The sequence below is a fragment of the Streptomyces noursei genome, from assembly GCF_001646665.1.
GTDB classification, from domain to species: domain Bacteria; phylum Actinomycetota; class Actinomycetes; order Streptomycetales; family Streptomycetaceae; genus Streptomyces; species Streptomyces lavendulocolor.
In genome coordinates, this window is the sequence record NZ_LWBU01000053.1 from 38,050 (window position 1) to 50,314 (window position 12,265).

The following is a 12,265-nucleotide window of genomic DNA, read 5'->3' on the forward strand; positions in this document are numbered from 1 at the left end:
ACACTCGGCCAGGACAGGAACAGACGACCGACAAGGAGAAGACCCGGTGGTCACCAGCGATCAGCGGCGGCGCCAGCTCGCCCGGGAGAAGTTCGAGCGGCAGCAGAAGCGCCGTGAGGAGGCGCAGCGCAAGGCGAAGCGGCGCACCAGGATCATTGTCGCCGCGGTCGCCGTGGCCCTGGTGGCGGGAGCGGGTGCCTACACGAACTTCCGCACCGAGTCCGCCGCGGACGCGAAGAAGCCGATCGAGTTCCCCTCGTCGTCGCCGGGCGCCGAGTCCTCGCCCGAGCCGAAGGCCGACGAGCCGAAGATGGCCGTCGACACCAAGGCGAAGTACACGATGGCGCTGACGACGAACCACGGCGTCGTGTCGATCACGATGGACGCCGCCACGACGCCGCGCACGGTGAACTCGTTCAAGCACCTGGCCGACAAGAAGTACTTCGACGGCACGAAGTGCCACCGCCTGACGACCGGCGGGATCTTCGTGCTCCAGTGCGGCGACCCCAAGGGCGACGGCTCGGGCGGCCCCGGCTACAACATCCCGGACGAGAACCTCGCCTCCCTGGGCAAGCCGGGCGCCGACGGAGCGGTGACGTACAAGGCCGGAACGGTGGCGATGGCCAACACCGGTCAGCCCGGGACCGGTGGCAGCCAGTTCTTCCTGGTCCACAAGGACACCAAGCTGCCCCCGCAGTACACCCCCTTCGGCACCATGGACGCGGCCGGCCTGAAGGCCGTCCAGGAGGTCGCCGCGGGCGGGGTCGAGGGCGGCGCCCCGGACGGTGCGCCCAAGAAGGCCGTCACCATCGAGAAGGCGGTCGTCGACAAGGCGTGAGCCATACCGTGAGCCAGGGCTTGGCTCAGGGTGTGAACCGGCGAATTCGGTCGCGCTGAGTGCGGACAGCCGGGCGGCCGGTCGCCTAGATTGGCGTTGTGCAGCGCGGCTCGACCGTCGCGCTGTGGAGGGCGGGCGAGGCCCGTCAGGGAACTGTGGACGATGCCCGGGGGTGACCGCCCTCGCCGGCATCATGTGGAGGAGGCGCTGTGAGCAGCGACCCGTGGGGCCGCGTCGACGAGACGGGGACCGTGTACGTGCGTACAGCCGACGGCGAGAAGGTCGTCGGATCGTGGCAGGCCGGAACTCCCGAGGAGGCACTGGCCTACTTCGAGCGCAAGTACGAGGGCTTGGTTGTCGAGATCGGCCTCCTCGAGAAGCGGGTGAAGACCACCGACCTGTCGGCCAAGGACGCGACGGCCGCGATCGACCACATCCGCCACCAGGTGGACGAGCACCACGCCGTGGGCGATCTCGACGCGCTGCGCAAGCGGCTCGACAAGCTGGTCGAGACGGTGGAGGCGCGGCGCGAGGAGCGCAAGGCGCAGAAGGCCAAGCAGACCGACGAGGCCCGGCACGCCAAGGAGGCCCTGGTCGCCGAGGCTGAGGAGCTGGCGCAGAGCGAGCAGTGGCGGGCCGCCGGTGAGCGGCTGCGGGCGCTGGTGGACACCTGGAAGGGCCTGCCGCGGCTCGACCGGAAGTCCGACGACGAGCTGTGGCACCGCTTCTCGCACGCCCGGTCGGCCTTCTCCAAGCGGCGCAAGGCGCACTTCGCGTCGCTGGACGCGCAGCGCGAGGAGGCCCGCAAGGTCAAGGAGCGGCTGGTAGCCGAGGCCGAGGCGCTGTCCGGCTCGACCGACTGGGGCGTCACCGCCGCCCGGTACCGCGAGCTGATGGCGGACTGGAAGGCGGCCGGACGCGCCCAGCGGGAGCACGAGGACGACCTGTGGAACCGCTTCCGCGGCGCGCAGGACGTGTTCTTCGCGGCGCGCAGCGAGGTCTTCGCGGAGCGTGACGCCGAGCAGGCGGAGAACCTCAAGCTCAAGGAGGAGCTCGCCGGCGAGGCCGAGAAGCTGCTTCCGGTGACGGACCTGAAGGCGGCGCGTGCGGCGTTCCGGTCCATCAACGAGCGGTGGGAGGCCATCGGCCATGTGCCGCGCGACGCGCGCCCCAAGGTCGAGGGCCGGATGCACACCGTGGAGCGGGCGATCCAGGAGGCCGAGGAGGCCGAGTGGCGCCGTACGAACCCGGAGGCACGCGCGCGTGCGGCGGGTCTGACGGGCCAGCTGCAGGACGCGGTCGACAAGCTGCAGAAGCAGATCGACGCGGCCCGTGCGGCGGGCAACGACGCCAAGGCCGACAAGCTCGCCCGTGAGCTGGAGGGCCGGCAGGCGCTGCTGGACCAGGCGCTGAAGGGTCTGCAGGAGTTCGGCGGCTGACAGGCAGGCGCATGAGGAAGGGCCTCCCCGCGGCGGGGAGGCCCTTCCTCATGTGCGCGGTCTTCGTGCGCCGTCTTCGTGCGCCGTCTTCATGCGGGCGGTCGTGCTTCCGGCGCCCGGCCGCTTACGGCCGCGCGGCGGGTGTGGCCCGCCGCGCGGTCACGTCAGGGCCTGCGCGCCGAGGTCACGCGGTAGACGTCGTACACGCCCTCCACGCCCCGCACGGCCTTCAGGACGTGCCCCAGGTGCTTGGGGTCGCCCATCTCGAAGGTGAAGCGGGAGGTGGCCACCCGGTCGCGTGAGGTCTGGACGGCCGCCGACAGGATGTTGACGTGCTGGTCGGACAGGACGCGGGTGACGTCCGACAGCAGCCGGGAACGGTCCAGGGCCTCGACCTGGATGGCGACCAGGAAGACCGAGGACTGGGTCGGCGCCCACTCGACGTCGAGTATCCGCTCCGGCTGCTGCGACAGCGAGTCCACGTTGACGCAGTCGGCGCGGTGAACCGATACGCCGCTGCCCCGTGTGACGAACCCGATGATCGGGTCGCCGGGCACCGGCGTGCAGCAGCGGGCCAGCTTGACCCAGACGTCCTCGACGCCCTTGACGACCACGCCCGGGTCGGCCTTGGCGCGGCGCTTGCCGCGGCCGCGCGACGGCGGCGCCGACTCGGCGATGTCCTCGCTGGCGGCCTCCTCGCCGCCGAGGGCCTGCACGAGCTTCTGCACGACGCCCTGGGCGGCGACGTGTCCCTCGCCGATCGCCGCGTACAGCGACGAGATGTCGGGGTAGCGCATCTCGTGCGCCAGGGTGACCAGCGAGTCGCCGGTGAGGATGCGCTGGATCGGCAGGTTCTGCTTGCGCATGGCGCGCGCGATGGCGTCCTTGCCCTGCTCGATCGCCTCGTCGCGGCGCTCCTTGGAGAACCAGGCGCGGATCTTGTTCCGGGCGCGGGGCGACTTGACGAAGCCGAGCCAGTCGCGCGAGGGCCCGGCGCCGGCGGCCTTGGAGGTGAAGACCTCCACCAGGTCGCCGTTGTCGAGCGTCGACTCCAGGGGTACGAGCCGGCCGTTGACCCGCGCTCCTATCGTGCGGTGGCCCACCTCGGTGTGGACGGCGTACGCGAAGTCGACGGGGGTGGCACCCGCGGGCAGCGCTATGACGTCACCCTTGGGGGTGAAGACGAAGACCTCGTTGCGGGACAGGTCGAAGCGGAGCGACTCCAGGAACTCGCTGGGGTCCTCGGTCTCCTTCTGCCAGTCCAGCAGCTGGCGCAGCCACGCCATGTCGTTGATGTGGTCGTCCTTGCCGCCGGCCCTCTTCGGCACGTCGGTGCGCACCTTGGAGGCGCCGGCGACGGCCTCCTGCTTGTACTTCCAGTGCGCGGCGATGCCGTACTCGGCGCGGCGGTGCATGTCGAAGGTGCGGATCTGCAGCTCGACGGGCTTGCCGTTGGGGCCGATGACCGTCGTGTGCAGCGACTGGTACATGTTGAACTTCGGCATCGCGATGTAGTCCTTGAACCGGCCGGGGACCGGGTTCCATCGCGCGTGGACGGTGCCGAGGGCGGCGTAGCAGTCGCGGACCGTGTCGACGAGGACGCGGATGCCCACCAGGTCGTAGATCTCCGCGAAGTCCCGGCCGCGGACGATCATCTTCTGGTAGACGCTGTAGTAGTGCTTGGGCCGCCCGGTGACGGTGGCCTTGATGCGGGCGGCGCGCAGGTCGGCCTGGACCTCGTCGGTCACTATGGCGAGGTACTCGTCCCGCTTGGGGGCGCGCTCGGCGACGAGGCGGACGATCTCGTCGTACATCTTGGGGTAGAGGATCGCGAAGGCGAGGTCCTCCAGCTCCCACTTGATGGTGTTCATGCCCAGCCGGTGGGCCAGGGGCGCGTAGATCTCGAGGGTCTCGCGGGCCTTCTTCTCCTGCTTCTCCCGCTTGAGGTAGCGCATGGTGCGCATGTTGTGCAGGCGGTCGGCGAGCTTGATGACCAGGACGCGCGGGTCCTTGGCCATGGCGACGACCATCTTGCGGACGGTCTCGGCCTGCGCCGCCTCGCCGAACTTGACCTTGTCCAGCTTGGTGACGCCGTCGACGAGGAGGGCGACCTGGTCGCCGAAGTCCTTGCGGAGCTGCTCCAGGCCGTACTCGGTGTCCTCGACGGTGTCGTGGAGGAGGCCGGCCATCAGGGTCGCGGGGTCCATGCCCAGCTCGGCGAGGATGGTGGTGACGGCGAGCGGGTGCGTGATGTACGGGTCGCCGCTCTTGCGCTTCTGGCCGCGGTGCCAGCGCTCGGCGACCTGGTAGGCACTCTCGATCTGGCGGAGCGTCGACGTCTCGATCTTCGGGTCGTTGCTGCGGACTATGCGCAGCAGGGGCTCCAGGACCGGGTTGTACGGCGACGAGCGCTGGACGCCGAGGCGGGCGAGGCGGGCGCGCACCCGGTTGGACGAGCCGCCGGAGCGGGCGGTGGCCGGTGCCGTGGGCTTGGGGGCCGAGACGGGGGCGGGGCCCTGCGCGCGCTCCGGCGCGGCCTTCTGCGCGTCCCCGGCCCTGTCGTTCCGCACGGCCTTGTCGGGGGGCGTGGCTGGGGGCGCCGCGGCCTTGTCGGCCTGCTGCTCGGGCTTCGCGGCGGAGAGTGGCTGGGCCTCGTCTGGCAAGAGCGCTCCTCGTGCGGGTCCGGGTCCCCCGGTCAGGCCCGGAATCCCATGGTACTGACCTCGGGCGGACCGTTCTCCCCCGGACGGTGCGGGACCGTGGGCGCACGGGGAGCGGGGCCCGGGCCGACGGTGGAACGACACGGGCACCCGGTGTCCCGGGTGCCCGTGTCGTCTGCCGTGTGCCCGCTGGTCAGAGCGTGATCAGCGCCTCCAGCGGGGCGCCGCCCAGGGCCGGCTCCAGGCGGGCACGGCCGCCCAGGAAGCCGAGTTCCATGAGCACGGCGACGCCCGCGACGTCGGCTCCGGCCCGCCGGATGAGCTCCAGCGAGGCCTCGGCGGTGCCGCCGGTGGCGAGGACGTCGTCGATGACCATGACGCGGTCGCCGGGGAGCAGGTCCTCGGCGTGCACCTCGATCTCGGCGGTGCCGTACTCCAGCTCGTACGCCTGCGACAGGGTCGCGCCGGGGAGCTTGCCCGCCTTGCGGACGGGGACGAAGCCCAGCCCGGCGGAGACGGCGACCGGCGCGGCGAGGATGAACCCGCGCGCCTCCAGGCCGACGATCTTCGTCGCCCCGTGCCGTACGCACAGCTCCGACAGCGCCTCCGTCAGGGCGGTGAACGCCTCCGGGTCCGCCAGCAGCGGCGTGATGTCCTTGAACGTCACCCCGGCGATGGGGTGGTCGGGGACGTCCCGGATGCGGCTGAGCAGCAGTTCCTGCGTGGTGACGGTCATCGGCGCTTGCCCCGCCCGCGGGTGGGCTGGCGGCGCTGGCCGACGACGGCACCGGCGGGGGTGGCGTCCTGCGGCTCGTCGTCCCGGTCGTCGGCGGACTCCGCCTCCGCGGCGTCCGCGGGGTCGACGCCGCCGGCGGCGGCCTGGGCACGCTTGGCGAGGACGCGCTTCTTCAGCGCCTTCATCTGCGGGTCGCGTTCCTTGAGGTCGGCGACGAGCGGCGTGGCGATGAAGATCGAGGAGTACGCACCGGCCGCGAGGCCGACGAACAGCGACAGCGAGATGTCGTTGAGCATGCCCGCGCCGAGGACACCGCCGCCGATGAACAGCAGGCCGGCCACCGGCAGCAGCGCCACGACCGTGGTGTTGATGGAGCGCACCAGGGTGCTGTTGAGGCTGCGGTTGGCGATCTCGCTGTAGGTCCAGCGGGTCTGCTTCGTGATGTCCTTCGACGCCTCCTTGAGACCGTCGAAGACGACGACGGTGTCGTAGAGGGAGTAACCGAGGATGGTCAGCAGACCGATCACGGTGCCCGGGGTGACCTCGAAGCCCACCAGGGCGTAGATACCGACGGTGATCGTCAGGTCGTGGATCAGGGCGATCAGCGCGGCGATGGCCATGCGCCATTCGAAGGCGATCGCCAGGTAGACCACGACGAGGACCATGAAGACCCCGAGGCCCGTCCAGGCCTTGTTGGCGATCTGCTCGCCCCAGCTCGGGCCGACGATGTCGGCCGTCAGGTCGTTGGTGGCGACACCGAAGTCGGACGCCAGCTCGGTCTTGATCTTGTTGGATTCCGAGGTGGTCACATCGCTGATCTGGATGCGCAGACCACCGCTGCCCAGTTCCTGGACGATCGGGATGTGGCCGGAGATCTCCTCCGCCGTCTCCCGCGCTTCCTCGGTGGAGACCGAGAGCTTGGGCGTGGTGACGACGACGCCGCCCTTGAACTCGATGCCCATGTTGAGGCCCTGCACCATCAGTCCGGCGATGGCCGTGATGGTGATCAGGATGGAGACGCCGTACCAGAGCATCCGCTTGCCGACGAAGTCGTACCCGACCTCACCGCGGTACAGGCGAGCGCCCATGCTGCCGAGTCGTGACATCTCACGCCTCCTTCGGTTCGGTGGTGGCGGAGACGCGCCGCGAGCGGCGCAGCGGGGGCTTGGCTCCCAGCCGCTTCGGGTCCAGGCCCGACCACGGGTGACCACTGCTGAAGAACTTGGTGCGGGCCATCAGCGTCATCAGCGGCTTGGTGAAGAAGAACACCACGACGACGTCGAGGAGGGTGGTCAGGCCCAGCGTGAACGCGAAGCCCTGCACCTTGCCGACGGTCACGATGAACAGCACGGCCGCGGCGAGGAACGACACGAAGTCGGAGACCAGGATGGTCCGCCGGGCGCGGGGCCAGCCCCGCTCGACGGCGGGCCGCAGCGTGCGGCCCTCGCGGATCTCGTCCCGTACCCGCTCGAAGTACACGATGAACGAGTCGGCGGTGATACCGATGGCGACGATCGCTCCGCAGACGGCCGGCAGGTTCAGCGCGAAGCCGATGGCCGGGCCGAGCAGCGCCATCAGCGCGTAGGTGAGGACCGCCGAGACCAGCAGGCTCAGGAGGGCGATGATCGACAGGCCGCGGTAGTAGACCACGAGGTAGATCACGACCAGCGCGAGACCGATGGCGCCCGCGATGAGACCGGCCTTGAGCTGCTCGCCGCCGAGGGCGGCGGTGACGGTGGTGACGCTCTCCTGCTCGAAGGAGAGCGGCAGGGCGCCGTAGGACAGGATGTTGGCGAGATCGGTGGCCGACTGCTGGTCGAAGCTGCCGGAGATCTCGGCGCTGCCGCCGCCGATCGCACTGCTGACGGACGGGGCGGAGACGACCTGGCCGTCGAGGGTGATCGCGAACTGGTTCTGCGGCGGGGCCTGGCCGGCGAGCTTGCCGGTGCTGTCCGCGAACTTCTTGGTGCCCGCGTCGGTGAAGCCGAGCTGGACGATCCAGCGGCCGCGCTGCGGGTCGAGGATGCCCTGGGCCTCGTCGACGTCCGTACCGGCGACGTCGGCCGGGCCGAGGATGTACTTGGCGTCACCCTCCTGGCCGCAGGCCACGGTCGGCTTGGCCGGGTCGGCGTTCTGCGCCGGGTTGGGCACCTCCTTGGTGTCCTTCTTCGGCGTGCAGTCCAGGGCCGTGAACTGCTTCTCGAGCGCGGCGACGGCCGCGGCACCGGAGGCGGAGGGCTGCGGGGCCGGCGGGGTGGCGGCCGGCTTGCCGGACGCGCTGGCCTTGGGGGACGGCGACTCGTCCTGCTTCAGGGCCTCGGGGACGGCGCGGCCCTGCGTGGTGGCGCTCGCCTTGGGGCTGGGAGAGGACGACGCCTTGCCGCTGGGCTTGCCGCTCGGCGTGGCGCTCGGGGAGCCGCCGGCGGAGGGCTCGGGGAGCGGCGCGCTGCCGGTGACGGCGAGGACAGGCCGGAAGTACAGCTCGGCGGTGGTGCCGACCTGCTTCTGGGCCTTCTCGGAGTCGGTCGCCCTGGGGATGTTGACGATGATGTGCCGGTTGCCCTGCTGCTGGACCTCGGACTCCGACACGCCCAGACCGTTGACGCGGCGCTCGATGATGCCGATCGCGGTCTGCATGTTGGTGTCGTTGATCGAGTCCGGCTTGCCGGGCTGGTTCTCGGCCCGGAGCGTGATGCTCGTGCCGCCGGCGAGGTCGATGCCCAGGCGCGGGGTGGTCTCGCCCGACCAGAACATCCCGCCGATCAGGGCGCCGATGGCGATCAGGATCAGGGCCAGGGCGCGCCCCGGCTTGCCCTGCCCCCCCGATGCCGGCCCTCGGCCCTTCTTGGGTGCTGCCACCTTCTCGTTTCTCCCTGTCCAACCGCCACTACGCCTGGTGGGCGTCGAGGCGGCCACGAAGTGGTGTGGGGAATCCCCCGCGTGTGTCGGCACGGAACGGACCGCGTACGCCGGTCGGCGCCGCGGCCCGTCTGCACGCCTTACTTCGCGTCGGTGTCGCCGTCGCGCTTGTCGTCGGCCTTGGCGCCCTCGGCCTCCGGAGCGGTCTCCGGCTCGTCGGCCGCGTCCTTCTTGCCGAGGTCGATCTTGGCGACGTCGTCGTCGGCGGCGGCGTCGTCCACGGTGAGCGAGGAGGCGTCGTCCGGCACGACGGGGGTGTCGGTCTTGAGGTCACCGTCGCCGTGGACGATGCGGTTGTACTCGTCGTCGTCGAGGACGGCCCCGATCGCGTTCTTGGCGTAGACGGCGTGAACTCCCGGAGCCACCTCCAGGAGGACCGTGTCGTCGCCGACCTCCTTGACGGTGGCGTACATCCCCCCGATCGTCCGTACGCCGGTTCCGGGCTGCATCTGGTTGCGCATTTCCACCGCCTGCTGCTGCTTCTTCTTCGCAGAGCGGGTCATCAGGAACATGGCCCCGATGAGGACGATGAACGGCAGGAGAGTCACGATACTCACGGGACGACAAATCCTTCGCACGGTCGCGGGGAGTGCCGCGGCCTGATCTTCGGGGGTGGGTACGCCGGCCTGAAGGGTCGGCATCGGCGGAGTCTAGGCGAGTCCGCATCAATGGAACAACGCCCAGCATGGCACCGCGGTTCCTGCCCCGGCGAGTCTCCTCGCCGTCACGCCCCGAAGAGCCCCTGTTGTCCCCCTCCCGGGCCGCCTGCCTGCGGCGGTACGAGGCCGAGGTGCGTCCACGCGGCCGGAGTGGCGACCCGTCCGCGGGGGGTGCGGGCCAGCAGTCCCTCCCGGACGAGGAAGGGCTCGGCCACCTCCTCGACCGTCTCGCGCTCCTCGCCCACGGCCACGGCGAGGGTGGACAGGCCGACCGGTCCGCCGGCGAACAGTTTGAGCAGGGCCTCCAGCACGGCCCGGTCGAGCCGGTCCAGGCCGCGGTCGTCCACCTCGTAGACCTTGAGGGCGGTGGCGGCGATGTCGCGGGTGATCAGGCCGTCCGCCTTGACCTGGGCGTAGTCGCGGACGCGGCGCAGCAGGCGGTTGGCGATGCGGGGGGTGCCGCGGGAGCGGCCGGCGATCTCGGCTGCGCCGTCGGTGTCGATCTCGACGTCGAGCAGCTGGGCGGAGCGGTGGATGACGCGCTGGAGCTCGGCCGGTGCGTAGAACTCCATGTGGGCGGTGAAGCCGAAGCGGTCGCGCAGCGGGGGCGGCAGCAGGCCGGCGCGGGTGGTGGCGCCGACGAGGGTGAAGGGCGGCAGCTCCAGCGGGATGGCGGTGGCGCCGGGGCCCTTGCCGACGATCACGTCGACCCGGAAGTCCTCCATGGCCATGTAGAGCATCTCCTCGGCGGGCCGGGACATGCGGTGGATCTCGTCGAGGAAGAGGACCTCGCCCTCCTGGAGGGAGGAGAGGATGGCGGCGAGGTCGCCGGCGTGCTGGATGGCGGGGCCGGAGGTGATGCGGATGGGGGCGCCCATCTCCGCCGCGATGATCATGGACAGGGTGGTCTTGCCGAGGCCGGGGGCGCCGGACAGCAGGACGTGGTCGGCGGTGGCGCCCCGCGCCAGGGCGGCCTTGAGCACCAGGTCGAGCTGCTCGCGCACGCGCTCCTGGCCGACGAACTCGTCGAGCGACTTGGGCCGCAGGGCCGCCTCGACGGCCTGGTCCTCCCCGTCGGCGGACGCCCCGACGAGCCGGTCGGCGGAGCCGGCGGCCGGCGTGCTGGTGTCGGTGTCGTCGTCCCAGTTCACTGCGGAATGCCTCGTATGGTCAGGGCGGCGGGGCCGCACGGGTGGAGGAGGGTCATCGGGTGCGGTTCAGGGTCTGCAGGGCCGCCTTGAGGAGCCGGCCGATCTGCGGTTCGCCGCCCTCCGCCTCCGCCTGCGGGGTGACGGCGGCCACCGCTTCGTCGGCCTCGCGGGTGGCGTAGCCCAGGCCGATCAGGGCGGCGTGCAGCTGGTCGCGCCAGGACGCGGTGACCGCCGTGCCGACGCCCTGCCGGCCGATGTGGGCGCCGACCGGTTCACCGAGCCGGTCCTTGAGCTCCAGCAGCAGCTTCTGCGCGCCCTTCTTGCCGATGCCGGGCACCGCCGTCAGGGCCTTCTCGTCGCCGGACGCCACCGCGACGCGCAGGGCGTCGGGGCTGTGCACGGCGAGCATGGCCTGCGCGAGACGCGGTCCGACCCCGCTGGCGGTCTGGAGCAGTTCGAAGACCTGCCGCTCGTCGTCGTCGGCGAAGCCGTACAGGGTCAGCGAGTCCTCCCGTACGACCAACGACGTGGCGAGCCGGGCCTCCTGACCCACCCTCAGGCCGGACAGGGTGTCCGGGGTGCACTGGACGGCCATGCCGATGCCGCCGACCTCGATCACGGCGGTGGTCGGGGCGAGGGCGGCGACCGGGCCGGAGACAAAGGCGATCATGCGGTGTGGCCTTTCCGTGCGTGGTGTGCGGCGACCGCCTGCTGGAGGCGGTTCTGGGCGGGGGCGCGCCAGATGTGGCAGATGGCGAGGGCGAGGGCGTCGGCGGCGTCGGCCGGCCTGGGCGGGGCGTCGAGCCGGAGCAGCCGGGTGACCATGGCTCCGACCTGGGCCTTGTCGGCGCGGCCGCTGCCGGTGACGGCGGCCTTCACCTCGCTGGGGGTGTGCAGGGTGACCGGGATGCCGCGGCGGGAGGCGCAGAGCATGGCGACGGCGCTGGCCTGGGCGGTGCCCATCACCGTGCGCACGTTGTGCTGGCTGAACACGCGCTCCACGGCGACCATTTCGGGGTGGTGGGCGTCCAGCCACTCCTCGATGCCGCGTTCTATCGCGACGAGGCGGTGGCCGATGTCCGCGTCGGCGGGCGTGCGGACGACGCCGACGCCGAGCATGGTCAGCGGGCGTCCGGCCACGCCTTCGACGACGCCGACACCGCACCGGGTCAGGCCCGGGTCCACCCCCAGGACGCGCACGCCACCCCTCCTTCGCTCAACTGTTTGTGCAGGCTATCGGGTGGCACCGACAACGCGGCGGGCCGGCGGGGGGGGGGGGGCCCCCCCGCCCCCCCCCCGGGCGGGGGNNGGCCCGCCGCGTGTGCGTGGATCAGGCGTCGACCTTCGCCATGACGTCGTCGGAGACGTCGAAGTTGGCGAAGACGTTCTGCACGTCGTCGCTGTCCTCCAGCGCGTCGATCAGCTTGAAGATCTTGCGTGCGCCCTCCTCGTCCAGCTCGACCTGCATGGTCGGGACGAAGTTGGCGTCGGCCGAGTCGTAGTCGATGCCGGCCTCCTGGAGGGCGGTGCGGACCGCGACCAGGTCGGTGGCCTCGCTCAGGACCTCGAAGCTCTCGCCGAGGTCGTTGACCTCCTCGGCGCCCGCTTCCAGGACGGCGGCCAGGACGTCGTCCTCGGTCAGCTCGCCCTTGGGGACGATGACGACGCCCTTGCGGTTGAACAGGTACGACACCGAGCCCGGGTCGGCCATCGAACCGCCGTTGCGGGTCATGGCGACGCGTACGTCGGAGGCGGCGCGGTTGCGGTTGTCGGTGAGGCACTCGATGAGCACCGCGACACCGTTGGGGCCGTAACCCTCGTACATGATCGTCTCGTAGTCGGCGCCGCCGGCCTCCAGGCCGG

Annotated in this window: 11 protein-coding genes; 2 read left to right on the forward strand and 9 right to left on the reverse strand. The window is 71.2% G+C overall.

What is annotated here, in order from left to right; all coding sequences use genetic code 11:
* Window positions 1–46: 46 nt before the first annotated feature.
* Together A4V12_RS05315 and A4V12_RS05320 are read left to right on the forward strand one after the other, a co-directional pair.
* Window positions 47–838, forward strand: coding sequence for a peptidylprolyl isomerase (locus tag A4V12_RS05315; protein ID WP_064068045.1), 792 nt, complete (start codon window positions 47–49; stop codon window positions 836–838).
* Between the two features lie 209 nt (window positions 839–1,047).
* The gene (locus A4V12_RS05320) at window positions 1,048–2,277 is read left to right on the forward strand and encodes a DUF349 domain-containing protein (protein WP_064068046.1); all 1,230 of its coding nucleotides are present in this window, start codon (window positions 1,048–1,050) and stop codon (window positions 2,275–2,277) included.
* 164 nt (window positions 2,278–2,441) lie between these two features.
* On the opposite strand, the gene A4V12_RS05325 is transcribed toward A4V12_RS05320, so the two are convergent.
* From A4V12_RS05325 to A4V12_RS05365, 9 genes are all read right to left on the reverse strand, one after another.
* Window positions 2,442–4,940: a RelA/SpoT family protein gene (locus A4V12_RS05325; protein ID WP_064068047.1), complete on the reverse strand. Its 2,499-nt coding sequence runs from the start codon at window positions 4,938–4,940 to the stop codon at window positions 2,442–2,444.
* A 190-nt stretch (window positions 4,941–5,130) separates the two neighbouring features.
* Window positions 5,131–5,673, reverse strand: a complete 543-nt coding sequence (locus A4V12_RS05330) for an adenine phosphoribosyltransferase (protein ID WP_064068048.1) — start codon at window positions 5,671–5,673, stop codon at window positions 5,131–5,133.
* Window positions 5,670–6,779: a protein translocase subunit SecF gene (gene secF / locus A4V12_RS05335; RefSeq protein WP_064068049.1), complete on the reverse strand. Its 1,110-nt coding sequence runs from the start codon at window positions 6,777–6,779 to the stop codon at window positions 5,670–5,672. The genes A4V12_RS05330 and secF overlap by 4 nt, the downstream gene beginning before the upstream one ends.
* A gap of 1 nt (window position 6,780) precedes the next feature.
* Complete coding sequence (gene secD, locus A4V12_RS05340; RefSeq protein WP_064068050.1) at window positions 6,781–8,532, reverse strand: protein translocase subunit SecD; 1,752 nt, start codon at window positions 8,530–8,532, stop codon at window positions 6,781–6,783.
* A gap of 140 nt (window positions 8,533–8,672) precedes the next feature.
* Entirely contained in the window at window positions 8,673–9,149 is a 477-nt protein-coding gene (gene yajC / locus A4V12_RS05345; RefSeq protein ID WP_064068051.1) for a preprotein translocase subunit YajC, read from the reverse strand.
* A 167-nt stretch (window positions 9,150–9,316) separates the two neighbouring features.
* Window positions 9,317–10,402: a Holliday junction branch migration DNA helicase RuvB gene (gene ruvB / locus A4V12_RS05350; protein ID WP_064068052.1), complete on the reverse strand. Its 1,086-nt coding sequence runs from the start codon at window positions 10,400–10,402 to the stop codon at window positions 9,317–9,319.
* 52 nt (window positions 10,403–10,454) lie between these two features.
* Window positions 10,455–11,072, reverse strand: a complete 618-nt coding sequence (ruvA, locus tag A4V12_RS05355) for a Holliday junction branch migration protein RuvA (RefSeq protein ID WP_064068053.1) — start codon at window positions 11,070–11,072, stop codon at window positions 10,455–10,457.
* Window positions 11,069–11,602: a crossover junction endodeoxyribonuclease RuvC gene (ruvC, locus tag A4V12_RS05360; RefSeq protein ID WP_064068054.1), complete on the reverse strand. Its 534-nt coding sequence runs from the start codon at window positions 11,600–11,602 to the stop codon at window positions 11,069–11,071. The genes ruvA and ruvC overlap by 4 nt, the downstream gene beginning before the upstream one ends.
* A 130-nt stretch (window positions 11,603–11,732) precedes the next feature.
* Window positions 11,733–12,265: YebC/PmpR family DNA-binding transcriptional regulator (locus A4V12_RS05365; RefSeq protein WP_234372083.1), on the reverse strand; the 533-nt coding region annotated here is incomplete at its 5' end.